This is a genomic window from uncultured Eudoraea sp. (assembly GCF_947258925.1).
Classification (GTDB): domain Bacteria; phylum Bacteroidota; class Bacteroidia; order Flavobacteriales; family Flavobacteriaceae; genus Eudoraea.
Window position 1 is genome coordinate 96,288 of the sequence record NZ_CAMYKG010000004.1, and the last position, 15,854, is coordinate 112,141.

The following is a 15,854-nucleotide window of genomic DNA, read 5'->3' on the forward strand; positions in this document are numbered from 1 at the left end:
TTAAATACGATCTTTGATGCATCAATATTAAAATAATATCCCAATTTTTAATTGGTCCAATAATCGATTACCAGGACATCATCTACTGAAGGCCCAATAAGACTAACAAACGCCTTGTGGTCTGGATGTGGCAAATACATGGCGCGATCTTCTTCATTTTTAAAGCTCACAAAAAAGCAATGGGTAAAACCTTTATCCAATCCTTCCGGGCTGTTGTTTAAACCCCACTCAAAATCTAAAATTTCAGGTATTTTCCCTGGTAAATCACCAAAGGCCTTTTCAAAAGATTTTAATTGTTCTGTAGTCGCATCTTCTTTAAACTTAAAAAGAACCACATGTCTTAAAACACTGTCCTTCGGACTATGCAGTTCAGTTTTGCTCTGATTTGGTTTTTTCTCCATTTTTAAAATAGCAAAGCTAATTGATGCCAGGCCTAGTACCACTAACATCAACAGTAATTTAGTTTTCATGAATTAAATTTTTGAAAGATAAAGAAAAGCGGCTAACTTTTGTATTTTAGACCAAAATACAACTAAATAATCGACATAAACTACGAAATACTTTCGGGATTCATTTTGGCAACCGCAGCGCTCGCTATATCCCCTGGACCTGATAATATATTTGTTTTAACGCAAAGTATATCCAACGGTATCAAATACGGGCTTTCAACAACTGCAGGTCTTGTGACAGGTTGCATAATTCATACCGCTTTACTGGCATTTGGGGTATCCGCATTAATTAAGGAAAACGATCAAGTCTTTTTAATTATTAAGGTTTTTGGGGCACTCTATTTGTTTTATTTGGCTTATAAAGTATATAAGGACAAAAGGCATATAACTTTGACCAATACAAAGGTTCCTAAAAAGTCTTTAAGCCAACTCTTCAGGCAAGGTTTTATAATGAACGTACTTAACCCAAAGGTCACTGTTTTTTTTCTTGCTTTTTTTCCGGGATTTCTTTTTAGTAAAGATTTGAGTACAGTAGTTCAATTTTTTGTTCTTGGTATTTTATTTATGATTGTTACAATCCTGGTGTTTTCATCAATAGCGGTACTTTCCGGATCTATTGCAAGTGAAATCAAAAAACATTCAGGAATTGAGATATTTCTAAAGTGGTTGCAAATCGTTGTATTTTGCGGTATAGGGATCTACTTATTAATATCGAATAAATAGTATTAATTTTGGTGAAGACTAGATTTGCCAAATGCCTGAAAAAGTAAAGATTATTGAATGCCCCAGAGATGCAATGCAGGGCATTAAAAGTTTTATTCCCACGGAGAGGAAAGTATCGTACATCCAATCATTGCTGGGGTGCGGTTTTGATACCATAGATTTTGGCAGTTTTGTTTCACCAAGGGCCATACCACAAATGGCAGATACTGCAGAAGTGTTGTCAAAGTTAGATTTGTCAACTTCGAAGAGCAAATTGTTAGCTATCGTCGCTAATGTTCGAGGAGCTAATCAGGCAATTGAACATCCCGAAATTAACTATTTGGGTTATCCTTTTTCTATTTCTGAGAATTTCCAGATGAGAAATACGCATAAGACAATTGCACAGTCTATTGATGTATTGGATGAAATCCTTGAAATAGCGGACGCAACCAATAAAGAAGTGGTAACTTATCTCTCTATGGGGTTTGGAAATCCTTATGGTGATCCATGGAGTGTTGAAATTGTTGGAGAGTGGGCCGAAAAATTGGCGAATATGGGAGCCCGGATATTATCCCTGTCTGATACGGTTGGAACCTCTACTCCTGAAGACATTAATTACTTATTTTCCCATTTAATCCCCATATACCCTGAAGTAGAATTTGGGGCTCACCTGCATACCACTCCTTCAAAGTGGCATGAAAAACTAGAAGCCGCCTATAATGGAGGATGTCGCAGATTTGATGGCGCAGTGCAAGGCTTTGGTGGCTGTCCCATGGCAAAAGATGAATTAACCGGGAATATGCCTACGGAAAAAATGCTTTCATTTTTCACTACCCATAAGTCATATACCGGGGTCCAATGGATGCCATTTGAAGCTGCTTACAATAAAGCCAGGGAACTATTTGCGGATTACCAGTAGTCCGCTGGCGTCTTTTAAAATTTTCAGAGGTCAATTAGTATACCAGTGAGATTCCGATGTAGGCCCCAAAAGGATGTCCGGGGCGAAGTCCGGCAGGTACTCTGGACACGGCATAAGTTTCATCAAAGAGATTGATGATCCTTCCGTTTACACTAAAGTGCTTATTGATTATATATTTTCCGGAGAAATCTACTACAAAGCTTGATGGAACCAGTTCGTTTGCCGGAATAGAACCTTTACTGGCCTTAGTTCTAAAGCCGCCATTATATCTTCCACTGAGATTTAACTGAAAAGCTTTATGCTCTAGTGAAATTATAGCATTAAATTGATTTTTGGGAATATAAGGCAATTCATCACCTGCATTCACTTCACCCCAAATATCGTTGGGACTATCAAAACTGCTTTTAAATTCAGTATGGGTAAATGTATAAGCAAAAGTTATGGGAAGTTTTAATTTATCATTATTGGTAAGGAGATTATAATTTAAAAGGACTTCAACTCCTGCTACATTTACTTCACCGGCATTAAACTGATCCAAACTGCCAGTTCCTCCTGTAGCTGCCAAATCACTTCCCAACAGGTTGCTGTAGTCATTAAAAAATCCAACTACTTCTCCTGAAAAATTTCCATAAGTAAATCTCGAACCCAATTCATAATTCACGCTTTCCTCCGGTTTCTCTCCTTCGGCACTGGTAGGGGGTGAAAAGCCTTTATGAACTCCACCGAAGACCGAAATTTGATTGAAGTTATAGTTAAAGCCCAGCCCGGGAATCCAGACATCTACAGAATTCTCACGTGTTTTTAGGTCTTCATTACCTGTCCTTAAGACATCGTTTTTGCCATAGTCTATTCTTCCCAAAGTCATATTTTCATACCGTAACCCCGGTGTAAGTGTTAAATCTTTATATTTCAATTTATACAAAGCATATGTAGAAAAGGCATTGGCATCACTAATACGATTGGCATTGGTGCCCGGGATCCCGGCCGTAGTCAAAAACATTACCCCATTATTAATCCCATAATCATCTACCCACTGAAACCTGTCCTCTTTATCAAAATGAAAACGCGCCCCAATTTCCAGGTCGTGAAACGTGTTTTTCCCATTCCAATGATAATCGAATTTGGTTTGTATTCCCTTGGAGACATATTTTCTGTTATTGGCTTTTACAGACAAAGCGTCACCCTCTTCATTTTGATTCCCTGAGATAACATTGTAATAGGCTTCGTTGCCTAGGGGATCTTCCAGAATGCTTGCAATACCTCTTCGTTCCCCATTTAAAGTCACGGCATCTAATTTATACCAATTTCTACTAAAGCCATTGTAGTAGGCTGTTGTAGTAATATGAAAATAATCACTAAAATCCAGAATATATGTGGCTGCAGCTTGTATATGATCATTTACCATTTCATCGATTTGAGAACCGGCATATCTTCTGAATGGTGTAATCTCGAAATCTTGATCTGTCAGGCCTACATATGTTTCATTCGAATCTTCATCCGAATATTGAAATTTAAGATCCAGGACTTGCCGAACTTTTGCCTTGGAAGCTGAATTAATCCTGAATTTAGCGACCAAATCATTTTTGTCGAAGCCTGTGTTGCCCCCGTTATCCAGTTCCTTAAATCCATCAGAATTAAAATTCAGGTATTCTATATGATAACCAAATCTTTCTTTCGAGCCTCCAAGCTTCGCGCGTAATTCGCCACTATTATAGCTTCCATAACTGGCCAGAAGCGAAGCACTAAAAGTTTCAGGAATTTCAGAAGAGATCATATTTATGGCGCCCCCTGTCGTAAAAGGTCCATATTGTACCTGACTGCTACCTTTTAGGATTTCTACTGACTGCATTCTTGCAACTGAGGGAAAGTAATATGCTGCAGGTGCGCTATAGGGTGCGGGCGCAATAAGTACGCCGTCCTCCATCAAGGTTATTTTAGCACTTCTTTCGGGAGAGGTACCTCTTAGGCTTATATTGGGCCGCAAACCAAAACCATCTTCCTCAACAAGGGTTACTCCGGGCACGGAACGCAGTACACGGTTAATATCAGTATAGTTAAATTTAAGCAATTCGGGCTGCGCAACGAAATAGGCAGATCCCGTCCTGTTTTTGGCCTGAAACTTACTTCCCAAAATGGCATTGGCAGAAATGACAACTTCATCTAATTTTACCAGGTTGGAATCCTTTTGTTGTGTATATGGAGGGGTAGATTGACCGTAAGTTAATGTGATAATTAAACTTAAACAGATAAAGGCAAATATGGTTTTCATTTATTTAGACTAATTATAAATAGATCCTATTTAAAGAGCGAATTTATAACTGTTTTTTTGGATCTCCAAAGCTTATTTAGAATAAATAAAAATAAAAATAAGTTCTATTTTGGTTTTCAGGTACTTAGGATTACTAAAAAAAACTTAATCCATTATTAAATGGAAAATGGTAAAAGAAGCGTACCATAAAAAAGTGTATATTTGCTCGCAATTAATCCTTAATTGCCATGGAAGCTCACCTTAATAAAATTCTTGGAGAAGGTCTCACCTATGATGATGTACTCCTCGTCCCTGCCTTTTCAGAAATATTACCCAGGGAAGTAAATATTCAGACAAAGTTTACTAAGAATATTACCATTAATATTCCTATTGTTTCAGCAGCTATGGATACAGTAACAGAATCACAAATGGCTATTGCCATGGCTCGCGAAGGAGGTATTGGGGTGCTGCATAAGAATATGACAATCGAACAACAAGCCATGAAAGTTCGAAAGGTGAAAAGGGCGGAAAGCGGAATGATTTTAGACCCGGTTACGCTTCATCTCGATGCATTGGTGGGAGACGCCAAAGCGAGCATGCGCGAACATAGTATAGGTGGTATTCCAGTGGTTGATAAAGATCAGAAGCTTATTGGGATTGTCACCAACAGGGACCTGAGATTTGAAAAGAATAATAGCCGTCCTATCGCCGAAGTTATGACCAAATCTGGTTTGGTTACAGTAGCTGAAGGCACTTCATTGGAACAGGCAGAGGATATCCTCCAGGCGAATAAGATTGAAAAACTACCGGTGGTTGATGATTCAAATAAACTGGTTGGACTTATTACCTTCCGTGATATCACAAAACTGACACAAAAACCAATAGCCAATAAGGATAAATATGGAAGGTTAAGGGTAGCTGCAGCAATAGGGGTAACGCCGGATGCCTTAAAAAGAACGGAAGCTTTGGTAACAGCAGGTGTAGATGCAGTAATAATAGATACTGCCCATGGGCATACCAAAGGTGTAGTTAGTATACTTAAGGATGTCAAAAAGCATTTTCCGGAGCTAGATGTGATTGTAGGTAATATTGCCACGGCTGATGCTGCCAAATATTTGGTTAAGGCCGGGGCTGATGCCGTCAAAGTAGGGATAGGGCCAGGATCAATTTGCACGACCAGAGTGGTGGCCGGTGTCGGGTTTCCGCAATTTTCAGCCGTATTGGAAGTTGCTGCTGCTATTAAAGGAAGTGGTGTTCCTGTAATTGCAGATGGAGGAATACGTTATACCGGAGATATCCCGAAGGCAATAGCTGCTGGTGCTGATTGTGTTATGCTGGGATCTCTATTAGCAGGAACCAAAGAATCACCGGGAGAGACCATAATCTATGAAGGTCGAAAATTTAAATCTTACCGCGGTATGGGTTCTGTTGAGGCTATGAAAGAGGGAAGCAAAGATCGTTATTTCCAGGATGTGGAAGATGATATCAATAAATTAGTACCTGAAGGCATCGTGGGACGTGTTCCTTATAAAGGAGAACTATATGAAAGTATCCATCAATTTGTCGGTGGCCTCAGGGCAGGGATGGGTTATTGCGGCTCCAAAGATATTGCAACTTTAAAAGAGAATGGCAGATTTGTAAAGATTACCGCAAGCGGAATTAATGAGGGTCATCCGCATGACGTGACAATTACAAAAGAATCTCCCAATTACAGTCGTTAAACTATTTTACCTCACCACTATAGGTTTTCCAGTCTTTTTCCAGATAGATATTATCCCCAAAATATCGCGCAATATTTAAGAATGGATCTGGTTTTTGATACCCTGGTACAGGAGATAACATATTAAGCTGCTCATCTAAAAAAACCACAGTTGGATAGCTCAGCCTTCCTTGCAGTAATGCTGCAGCCAATTCGTGGTAACCTCTTTTCCCTGAAGGGACATATTTGTAGGTTTTACCCTTAAAATCTATAGACTCTTTTCCTTCTCCGTCCAGTTTTACCATATAGAAGTTATTGGACATGTATTCTGCAACTTGGGCATTTTGAAAAGTGTCTTTATCCATTTTTTTACACCAACCGCACCAATCGGTATAAACATCAATGAATATTTTCTTAGGATTCTTGTCTGAAGCAGCCAGAGCGGCAGCTTCATTCCAGCTTAGCCATTTAACTTCCTGGGCGTTTGCTGTAAAAGTCAAGAAGCACAGTGTGACAAAAAGAAAGCACTTATTAATTGATAGGGGGCAAATTTTCATAAAAATTGATTTGATTTAATAGTCCAAATACTATACCAAAACTAACGAAAATTTAGGTTCTTTATTTCACTGGTGCTTTTTCACTCTTCCTCTCAAACAGATCTTTGACTTCAATTTGGTTTCTAATAAGATCATCAAAAGATTCTCGTTGACGTATTAATAGGGCTTTACCTTCATGCCATAATACTTCTGCAGGCCTGTATCGGGAATTGTAATTGCTTGCCATGGTAAAGCAATACGCACCTGAATTTTTGAAACAGAGGATATCGCCTTCTGTAATTTCATTAATCCTCCGGTTATTGCCAAACGTATCGGTTTCGCAGATATACCCAACCACTGAATAATAGCGCTCCTTTCCTTTGGGATTGGAAATATTGATGATCTCATGAGAAGCTCCATATAACATTGGACGAATGAAGTGATTAAAACCAGAGTCCACGCTTGCAAAAACAGTAGAAGTGGTTTGTTTAACAACATTTACCCTGGCAAGAAAATACCCCGCCTCACTTACAAGGAACTTACCAGGTTCAAACGCCAGTGTAAGTTCTTTACCATATTCCTCACAAAATTCATTGAACCGTCCACTTAATTTTTCCCCTAACTCCTCAATATTGGTTTCAATATCTCCTGCTTTATAAGGAACTTTAAACCCACTCCCAAAATCAATAAAGTCCAGATTTTTAAAGTTTTTGGCAGTTTCAAAAAGAATTTCAGAGGCATATAGAAACACATCAATATCAAGGATATCACTCCCTGTATGCATATGTATGCCATTGATCCTCATCTTGGTTAGGTCGACAATGCGGAGTAGGTGAGGAATTTGATGGATGCTAATACCAAATTTTGAGTCAATGTGGCCTACGGAGATATTAGAATTCCCTCCGGCCATTACATGGGGATTTATTCTTATGCATACCGGAATATCAGGGTGTTTGTTACCAAATTGTTCCAGGATAGACAGGTTGTCAATATTTATGCGTACTCCTAAGGCGGCTGCTTCTTCAATTTCTTCCAATGAAACTCCATTGGGTGTATAGATTATTGCCTCGGGCTTAAAACCAGCGAGTAATCCAAGTTTAACCTCCTGTATGGATACCGTGTCCAAACCACTTCCCAGGCTATTCATCAACCTTAAGATAGTAAGATTGGAAAGCGCTTTTGCGGCGTAATTTAGCTTTAACTTTCTAACCTTTTTAAAGGCATTGGTGAGCCTTTTAAATTGAGATATTATTTTTTCCGAATCGTAGACATAAATGGGATCTCCAAATTCTTCAGCAATGTTCAATAGATCAGAATGCTTCATAATTGTGTCGCTTTAAGGCAAAACTAAAATACTTGTCCTTATTGCACAAAATTAAATTAAGAAAAATTATAAATAAAACAAAATGTTATAAATAAAACAATTATAAGGTATATGCTATTTGTGACAATGTATTTCCCTTCGTATTTTTAGAAAAATATTTAAAATGAAACTACCTTTTTTTCCTTTACAATCCGTTTTCTTTCCCGGTGAAAAAGTGCCTTTACACATTTTTGAGGATCGTTATAAACAACTAATCAATGACTGTCGCAAAGAAGCTATTACTTTTGGTATACCAGTTTATATTGATGAAAATATAGAATATGGGACAGAGGTACAGTTAATAGAAGTCGTGAATACCTACAAAGGTGGTGCAATGGATATCAATTGTGTGGCAAGGCAGGCATTTAAAGTAATTTCTTTTAATAGTACAATGAATGATAGGTTGTATGCCGGTGGTGAAGTACGGTTTATTGAGAATATAAAAGACAGTGAATTAGACGCCAAACAAAAGGTATATCAAAAATTAAAAGAGCTTTATCATTTGATGGATGTTCCTTTTGCACCGATTGAAATAGAAATGTTTAATAGCTATACCCTGGCTCATAAAATGGGCCTGTCATTTGAACAGGAATATGAACTCTTGAAGATAGCCAGTGAAAAGGAGCGATTACAATTTATAATGAATCACTTGGCAACTACAATAAGGGTTCTGAATGAAGTAAACCGTACCAAGGTACTTATTGAGTTGAATGGTCATTTTAAGAATTTTGATCCATTGGATTTTAAAAAATTTAAAATCTAAGGATACAGCCTTAAAATCATCAAATCAGATCAATTACTTACCCAATTATCCCGGCTTTTTGAAGTTCCTTAAAAAGATTTTGCCTAATTATGGTTTTATTAGGGTAAATGCGGTCGGTTTCCTATTTTTGCTCCCTAACGTTCAACACATATCATATGAATCTTCACGAATACCAAGGAAAAGAAATTTTAGCAAGTTTTGGAGTGCGAATTCAACGAGGACTTGTCGCTCATAACCCAAAGGAAGCTGTAGATGTTGCAAAGCAACTTATGGTTGAGACGGGAACCGAATGGTTTGTGATTAAGGCCCAGGTTCATGCAGGAGGAAGAGGCAAAGGAGGAGGTGTAAAGCTGGCTAAAAGTTTAAAGGAAGTTGAAGAAATTTCAGGGAAGATTATTGGAATGAACCTAATAACTCCTCAAACTTCTGCCGAAGGTAAAAAAGTACATCAGGTACTCATCGCAGAAGATGTCTATTATCCCGGAGAGAGCGAAACCAGCGAATTTTATATGTCAGTTTTATTAAATAGAGCCAGTGGCAGAAATATGATTATGTATTCTACCGAAGGAGGTATGGATATTGAAGAAGTAGCGGATAAAACACCACACTTGATTTTTACTGAAGAAATTGATCCCGCAGTTGGATTATTACCATTCCAGGCGAGAAAAATAGCCTTTAATCTGGGATTGTCCGGAACGGCTTTTAAAGAGATGACAAAATTTGTCACGTCCCTATATAAAGCATATGATCAGAGTGATTCAAATTTGTTCGAAATAAACCCTGTATTAAAGACTTCAGACAATTTAATAATGGCGGTAGATGCCAAAGTTTCCATTGATGATAACTCATTGTACAGGAGGAAGCAGTACGCCGAAATGCGTGATTTACGTGAAGAAAGTCCTATTGAGGTTGAGGCACGTGCTGTTGGGCTGAATTATGTTGATCTGGATGGTAATGTGGGCTGCATGGTGAATGGTGCAGGATTAGCCATGGCCACAATGGATCTTATTAAAATGGCAGGAGGCGAGCCGGCTAATTTTCTGGATGTAGGAGGAACGGCAGATGCCAAAAGGGTGGAAGAAGCGTTTCGAATTATTTTAAAGGATAGTGCGGTTAAAGCTATTCTGATAAATATCTTTGGCGGTATCGTAAGATGTGACCGGGTAGCTCAGGGCGTGGTTGATGCGTATAAAAATATGGGGGATGCAATAAAAGTACCTATAATTGTCCGTCTGCAAGGTACAAATGCCGAATTGGCCAAAGAGATTATTGATAATTCCGGACTTGCCGTACACTCTGCTGTTCAATTCCAGGAGGCAGCAGATAAAGTAAAAGAAGTTTTAGCTTAGAAATAGGTTGCATAAATTTTCCAAATTGTGATAAGGGTAACGTGTTAAACGTTGCCCTTTTTATGTTTTACAACTCATCATTTGGGGATTTGAATCAGCCGCTCATTATAGCTAAAAGGTCTCTTAATGGTCATCCGTTTGGTTGGTGTTTATTCAGGAAAATATCAAAACACTATTTTTTAAATTTATGTTAAAAATTAATTCTACTGTAACAATTCCAATTAATAACCGTCTCTTTTAGTATATAATTAATTTATTCATCAATCATTAAACAATCAAAGTCATGAAAAAAATCAGTTTAGTCCTGGTAGCTGCAGCTCTACTTGTTTCCGGAAATCTTTTAGCAAGTACCTCTGACAACACAGATCCCCAAAAAAATCTTTCCACACAAATTTGGGAACTATTGAATGAAAATAATTTGGCAGTTGACAATTACGATTTAACCGGCCAGGTTCTTTTTACAGTGAATAGTGAAGGTGAAATTGTGGTGATTTCAGTAGACACGAATGATAAAGATTTAGAATTATTTGTCAAAAGTAAACTGAATTACAAAAAAGTTGAACTAAAGGAAGTTAAACAAGGCAAAATGTATAAGTTGCCTGTTAGGATTACAGCATAAAACCCTGTTGTGTTATAGGAAAGTCCTGATGAAATTCAGGACTTTTTTTTGTTTTTGTATTTGACATAACCTAAATCTGGCTTTTTCTTTGGTTTGTCAAACTTTCTTTCAGGAATGCTTTTCTGCGCTTTAGGTTTATTCAAAACTTCCTTTGGGTTTTTTGGATTTTCCTTTGTTCCTCTCAAATGAATTACCAACCCATTAAGAAAATTCCTCAATACCTGATCCCCGCATTCACGATATTTGGGATGTCCCTCTTTACGGCAAAATGCACCTATCTCACTTTTGGAAATTCTGAAATCAACTAATTCAAGAATTTCAACAATTTCATCATCACGAAGCATTAGTGCTACCCGAAGTTTTTTTAATATGTCGTTATTCGTCATAACCGCTATTTTATGCAAGGTATTATAAATTACCATGCAATCTAAATTTTTGGATTTAAGGGTACATTATTTATACGAAATTGGTCATTTTAATGTTATACTTATGACCTGTTCAAGAGTGGTTTAATAATCAAGGTGATGAGTACCTATAAAGAGAAGCTTAGTATTTTATCCGAAATGATTGCCTTTGCAAAAGCTGATCACGCTTTAAAAGATATTGAATATAATTTTCTTTTAAGCGTAGCTGATGGCTTGGATATTGCCAAGGAAACATTTGATTCGCTTGTCGAAAATCAGGCAAAAATCATCGTTCCTAAAACACAAGCTGATCGTATTCTGCAATTTCACAGATTGGTATTACTAATGAATGTAGACCAGGAACAACATCTTGTTGAAATAGGTAAATTACACAATATAGGCCTGGGTATGGGCTTACCTCCTTCTGCAATAGAACAGGTACTTACTGTTATGCATGATTATCCGGACAAAATAATTCCACCCGAAGTACTTATCAATATTTTTAAAGCACATTACAATTAGATTTGAGCATTTACCTCTGCTCAATACTACTTTCCTGATTATATAATACCTTGTTTCCAATAAGATTTACGATTATTGAAGCGCTATCGAATACCCTAAAATCTTATAATTACGCCATAATGGCATCAATAACTACTTAAAGCAAGTCAAAACGGCAGTTAAATAAACTTGGTATATCATTTGTCTATTACTAATCAAATAAATAGTCTTAATTAAAAAATATAAAAGAATGAGTATAATCAGAAGAAACAATTTAGTATTTCCTGACCTGATGAATGAAATTTTTAAACCTGATTGGTTTGGGGGTCTGGAAAATTATCGTGGGACATTTCCTCCTGTAAACATTCTTGAAAACGAAACAAGTTTTGAACTGGAGTTATCAGTTCCCGGGAGAAAAAAAGAAGATTTTAACATTGAAATTGATGAACAGGTTTTGACAATTTCCAGTGAAATCAAAAAAGAAGAAGAAGCCACAGAAGATGGTTATTCCCGTAAGGAATTTTCTTATACATCCTTTAAAAGGGCTTTCACTCTTCCTGAAACTATTGATGAAGAAGGAATTAAAGCTTCATATGATAATGGAATTTTAAAATTCACTTTACCTAAGAAAGAAGAGTCACTTCCCAAGCCCAAGAGATTGATTGAAATTGGGAAATAAGGATTCATAAAGTATGAGGAGCCCTCCTAACGGGCTTTCATGTTGGTTTGTTTGTTTAGTTGGTTAGTTAGGAAGAGCGTCTTGTTTATTCAGGGCGCTCTTTTTTTATGTCAGGTTTTGAAGCATTTTTATTTCATCCCTGAATTTAGCAGCTTGCATAAAATCTAATTCTTTTGCTGCTTTTTCCATAGCTTTTCTCTTATCACGTATCAATTTTTCCTTTTGCTCTTTTGTAATGTATTGCAAGTCGGGTTCCTCTGCTCTAATTTCCTCTTTTTCAAAATGATATGTTGAAACAGAATTCTTAGCAAGGGCGCTGTCCAAATTCTTATTTAGTGCTCTGGGGGTTATATTATTTTTTAAATTGTAGTTTGTTTGCTTTTCCCTTCTATAGTTAGTCTCGTCAATTGTTTTTTGCATACTTGCCGTAACCTTGTCGGCATACATAATGGCTTTCCCGTTTAAATGGCGGGCTGCCCTGCCCACCGTTTGTGTTAATGAACGGTTGCTCCTCAGGAAACCTTCTTTGTCTGCATCCAATATAGCTACCAGAGATACCTCAGGCAGGTCGAGTCCTTCTCTTAACAAATTAACACCAATAAGGACATCAAACACACCTTTTCGCAAATCCTGCATGATTTCAACCCTTTCCAAAGTGTCTACATCACTATGTATATATCTGCATCTTATATTAATTCGGGCTAGATATTTGGCAAGTTCTTCAGCCATTCTTTTTGTAAGTGTTGTTACCAGTGTCCGCTCGTCCAGTTCCACCCTTTGCTGAATTTCTTCAACCAAATCGTCGATTTGATTTAAACTTGGACGAACATCTATTTCCGGATCCAATAAACCTGTCGGACGAATGACCTGCTCTACAAATACCCCCTGGCTAAGTTGCAATTCATAATCTGCCGGGGTAGCGCTAACATAGATTACCTGGTTTTGAAGTGCTTCAAATTCTTCAAATTTCAAAGGCCGGTTATCCATTGCTGCCGGTAGGCGAAATCCATATTCAACCAGATTTTCTTTTCGAGACCTGTCACCTCCGTACATAGCGTGGACCTGTGGAATAGTAACATGACTTTCATCAACAACCATTAAATAGTCATTCGGAAAATAGTCCAGCAGACAGAATGGCCTGGTTCCGGGTTCACGACCATCCAGATATCTTGAATAATTTTCGATGCCGGAACAATAACCTAATTCACGGATCATTTCTAAATCAAAATTGGTACGTTCTTCCAGCCGTTTCGCTTCAAGTGGTTTGGCAACACTTCTGAAATAATCCACCTGGTTGACCAAATCTCCCTGAATCTGATGAATAGCATCCTGCAGGATATCCGGAGAGGTAACAAACATGTTTGCAGGATAAATGTTGAGGTTTTCATAGATCTCCAGCACTTTATTTTTATAGGGATCAAAAGCTTCAATTTCTTCTATCTCATCTCCAAAAAAATGAATCCTGAAAGCATGATCAGCGTAACTTGGAAATACATCTACCACATCACCCTTTACTCTGAAATTTCCATTTCTAAAATCGGCCGTTGTCCTTGAATAAAGACTTTGTACAAGTTGATGAAGGAATTTAGTACGAGAAATAATTTGATCTTTCTCAATTGAGATTACGTTTTTTTGAAATTCTGCCGGATTGCCAATGCCATATAAACAGGAAACTGATGCCACGACAATAACGTCTCTTCTTCCCGACAACAGGGACGAAGTGGCACTTAAGCGCAGTTTTTCAATGTCCTCATTAATAGAGAGATCTTTTTCTATGTATAATCCGGAAGTTGGGATATAAGCCTCCGGCTGATAGTAATCGTAGTAAGAGACAAAATATTCAACAGCATTTTCCGGAAAAAACTGCTTGAATTCTGAATATAACTGGGCTGCTAATGTTTTATTGTGGGCAAGAACAAGAGTAGGACGTTGAACACTTTGAATGACATTAGCCACCGTAAATGTTTTACCGGATCCGGTAACACCTAATAATGTCTGATAGCGTTCCCCGGTTTCTATGCCTTCCGTTAACTGGCTTATGGCTTCGGGTTGGTCTCCTGTTGGATCAAATTCTGATACTACCTTAAATTTCATTTGGTAAAGTTACAAAAGGGTCGATAGTTTTCTTAGCAGGACAATTGTTAAATATGGTTTATCTCTTCAAGGCAAAAAATCCCTGGACTTCATTATTTAAATTATCCTTTGCTCTAAACCAATAACTTGAAGAAGGAAGTGGTTGGCCATTGAACGTACCATCCCATCCTTTTGAATTTGGCATAATCTGAGTTAAAAAGTTGCCATACCTGTCGAAAACCTGAATATAAGTCAGTTGAATTTCATTTCTTTCACGCGGGGCAATGTATTGCCAAAAATCGTTAATCCCGTCACCATTGGGGGTGAAGAACTTAGGAAAGTCATCAACTGTCAATTCCCTTTCAACCAAACGTTGGGCGATTCCACATCCATTCTTATCCCTGACATATATGATATGGGTACCTTCCGAAACCCTGTTAAATATTGGCATGTCCTGATATGGCCCATCAATTTCGTCCAGCGCATATTCATAATCACCAAGCCCGCTAACTTCCACCTGTATTCTTTTACCATCGATTTGGCGTTCGACGGAAACGGAGGTAATCTGTGCTATTTCTGATAATACTACGTTGAACTCCTGGGATACTGCACATTCAAAGGTTTCCCCACCCTGTTCAACAAAATTATAGGCCTCGTAGCGATAAGGGCCTACTTCAGACAAAGAGACTGTTGCTGTTGATGATAGTAAAGTCTCAGTTCCGTCATCATTTACCTTGTACCATCTAAAGCCCTCTGCCGAATCAATACTGCTATATAGAGTTGGTAACTCATTCTTGCATAAGCCAATCTGACCGGGTAAATTGGTTTCAGGTTTTCTTGAGATAATTTCACCGCTTACCGGATCAAAAAAGGCATTGCAATCTATAACGGCATTTCCGGTCGTAAAGCTTTCTTCATTACATAATCCGGCATCCCCATTTTCATTATATGGAATTACGGTAACATAAACAGGTGTATCCTGCGGTAAATCATCCGAAGGATTATAGCTCAATACATTTCCAACATCCAAATTATCAATTAAATCGGTGGCTCCCGGCATGGTGCCAACAGATATTCTATATCCGGTAGCAGTAGGCGCATAGCCCCAGTTGAGTTCTGTTTTTACTGAAACATTCCCGTCGTTATTCAGTGGTTCTGTCAATGAAGTACATGGTGGTGCGGTGGTAACATCTTCAGTTGTAAAGGACTCACTTGTACAAATTATAAGCTGCCCATTAGACAAAAACAAACTTATTGTAACATAGATGGTGGTGTTTTCCGGGAGACCCACTTCAGGGGTGTAACTATTGGTAAGGCCGGCGGAACGCCTGTTCAGAATATCACCGCCGCCAGGTGTGGTCCCAAGAGACACCAAATATCCAATTATACCCGGGACAGGGGGCCAGTTAATAGTAGTATTTACAAGGACTCCCAAAGAACCATCAGCGGGACTGGTAAGCCTGGGACATTCCTGACCAATGGCCGTAACTGCCTTAAATATAAATATTATGATAAGTATTGACTTTTTCATTTTATAAGCCCATGAGGCT

Annotated in this window: 15 protein-coding genes; 8 read left to right on the forward strand and 7 right to left on the reverse strand. The window is 38.0% G+C overall.

Annotation, left to right across the window (positions count from 1 at the left end; all coding sequences use genetic code 11):
* Positions 1–47: 47 nt before the first annotated feature.
* Positions 48–470 carry a Dabb family protein gene (locus Q0X77_RS02075; protein ID WP_297792388.1) on the reverse strand — a complete coding sequence of 141 codons (423 nt, stop codon included), beginning with the start codon at positions 468–470 and terminating at the stop codon, positions 48–50.
* Positions 471–545: 75 nt separating this feature from the next.
* Between Q0X77_RS02075 and Q0X77_RS02080 the strand changes: the two genes are divergently transcribed.
* The gene (locus Q0X77_RS02080; RefSeq protein WP_297792546.1) at positions 546–1,172 is read left to right on the forward strand and encodes a LysE family translocator; all 627 of its coding nucleotides are present in this window, start codon (positions 546–548) and stop codon (positions 1,170–1,172) included.
* Positions 1,173–1,203: 31 nt separating this feature from the next.
* A complete protein-coding gene (locus tag Q0X77_RS02085) occupies positions 1,204–2,070 on the forward strand; it encodes a hydroxymethylglutaryl-CoA lyase (RefSeq protein ID WP_297792390.1) in 867 nt (288 codons plus the stop codon).
* A 34-nt stretch (positions 2,071–2,104) separates the two neighbouring features.
* On the opposite strand, the gene Q0X77_RS02090 is transcribed toward Q0X77_RS02085, so the two are convergent.
* Positions 2,105–4,339 (reverse strand): TonB-dependent receptor, encoded by a 2,235-nt coding sequence (locus tag Q0X77_RS02090; protein WP_297792392.1) that lies wholly within the window; start codon positions 4,337–4,339, stop codon positions 2,105–2,107.
* Positions 4,340–4,566: 227 nt separating this feature from the next.
* Here Q0X77_RS02090 and guaB point away from each other — a divergent pair, with 227 nt between their 5' ends.
* Positions 4,567–6,039 carry an IMP dehydrogenase gene (gene guaB / locus Q0X77_RS02095; RefSeq protein ID WP_297792395.1) on the forward strand — a complete coding sequence of 491 codons (1,473 nt, stop codon included), beginning with the start codon at positions 4,567–4,569 and terminating at the stop codon, positions 6,037–6,039.
* A gap of 1 nt (position 6,040) precedes the next feature.
* Here the strand turns inward: guaB and Q0X77_RS02100 are convergent, their stop codons facing one another.
* Together Q0X77_RS02100 and lysA are read right to left on the reverse strand one after the other, a co-directional pair.
* Positions 6,041–6,574, reverse strand: a complete 534-nt coding sequence (locus Q0X77_RS02100) for a DUF255 domain-containing protein (protein ID WP_297792397.1) — start codon at positions 6,572–6,574, stop codon at positions 6,041–6,043.
* Between the two features lie 61 nt (positions 6,575–6,635).
* Positions 6,636–7,877: a diaminopimelate decarboxylase gene (lysA, locus tag Q0X77_RS02105; protein WP_297792399.1), complete on the reverse strand. Its 1,242-nt coding sequence runs from the start codon at positions 7,875–7,877 to the stop codon at positions 6,636–6,638.
* A 163-nt stretch (positions 7,878–8,040) separates the two neighbouring features.
* Here lysA and Q0X77_RS02110 point away from each other — a divergent pair, with 163 nt between their 5' ends.
* From Q0X77_RS02110 to Q0X77_RS02120, 3 genes are all read left to right on the forward strand, one after another.
* Positions 8,041–8,679, forward strand: a complete 639-nt coding sequence (locus tag Q0X77_RS02110) for an LON peptidase substrate-binding domain-containing protein (protein ID WP_297792401.1) — start codon at positions 8,041–8,043, stop codon at positions 8,677–8,679.
* Positions 8,680–8,834: 155 nt separating this feature from the next.
* A complete protein-coding gene (gene sucC / locus Q0X77_RS02115; protein WP_297792403.1) occupies positions 8,835–10,028 on the forward strand; it encodes an ADP-forming succinate--CoA ligase subunit beta in 1,194 nt (397 codons plus the stop codon).
* Positions 10,029–10,311: 283 nt separating this feature from the next.
* Positions 10,312–10,647, forward strand: a complete 336-nt coding sequence (locus Q0X77_RS02120; RefSeq protein WP_297792405.1) for a hypothetical protein — start codon at positions 10,312–10,314, stop codon at positions 10,645–10,647.
* A gap of 35 nt (positions 10,648–10,682) precedes the next feature.
* Here Q0X77_RS02120 and Q0X77_RS02125 read toward each other — a convergent pair whose 3' ends face one another.
* Positions 10,683–11,033, reverse strand: a complete 351-nt coding sequence (locus Q0X77_RS02125) for a DUF1456 family protein (protein WP_297792408.1) — start codon at positions 11,031–11,033, stop codon at positions 10,683–10,685.
* Positions 11,034–11,171: 138 nt separating this feature from the next.
* On the opposite strand from Q0X77_RS02125, the gene Q0X77_RS02130 reads away from it, so the two are divergent.
* A complete protein-coding gene (locus tag Q0X77_RS02130; RefSeq protein ID WP_297792410.1) occupies positions 11,172–11,573 on the forward strand; it encodes a TerB family tellurite resistance protein in 402 nt (133 codons plus the stop codon).
* A 229-nt stretch (positions 11,574–11,802) separates the two neighbouring features.
* Positions 11,803–12,231 (forward strand): Hsp20/alpha crystallin family protein, encoded by a 429-nt coding sequence (locus Q0X77_RS02135; RefSeq protein WP_297792412.1) that lies wholly within the window; start codon positions 11,803–11,805, stop codon positions 12,229–12,231.
* A gap of 105 nt (positions 12,232–12,336) precedes the next feature.
* Here the strand turns inward: Q0X77_RS02135 and uvrB are convergent, their stop codons facing one another.
* Positions 12,337–14,325 carry an excinuclease ABC subunit UvrB gene (gene uvrB / locus Q0X77_RS02140; protein ID WP_297792414.1) on the reverse strand — a complete coding sequence of 663 codons (1,989 nt, stop codon included), beginning with the start codon at positions 14,323–14,325 and terminating at the stop codon, positions 12,337–12,339.
* A 58-nt stretch (positions 14,326–14,383) separates the two neighbouring features.
* Positions 14,384–15,835: a T9SS type B sorting domain-containing protein gene (locus Q0X77_RS02145; protein ID WP_297792415.1), complete on the reverse strand. Its 1,452-nt coding sequence runs from the start codon at positions 15,833–15,835 to the stop codon at positions 14,384–14,386.
* Positions 15,836–15,854: the final 19 nt, after the last annotated feature.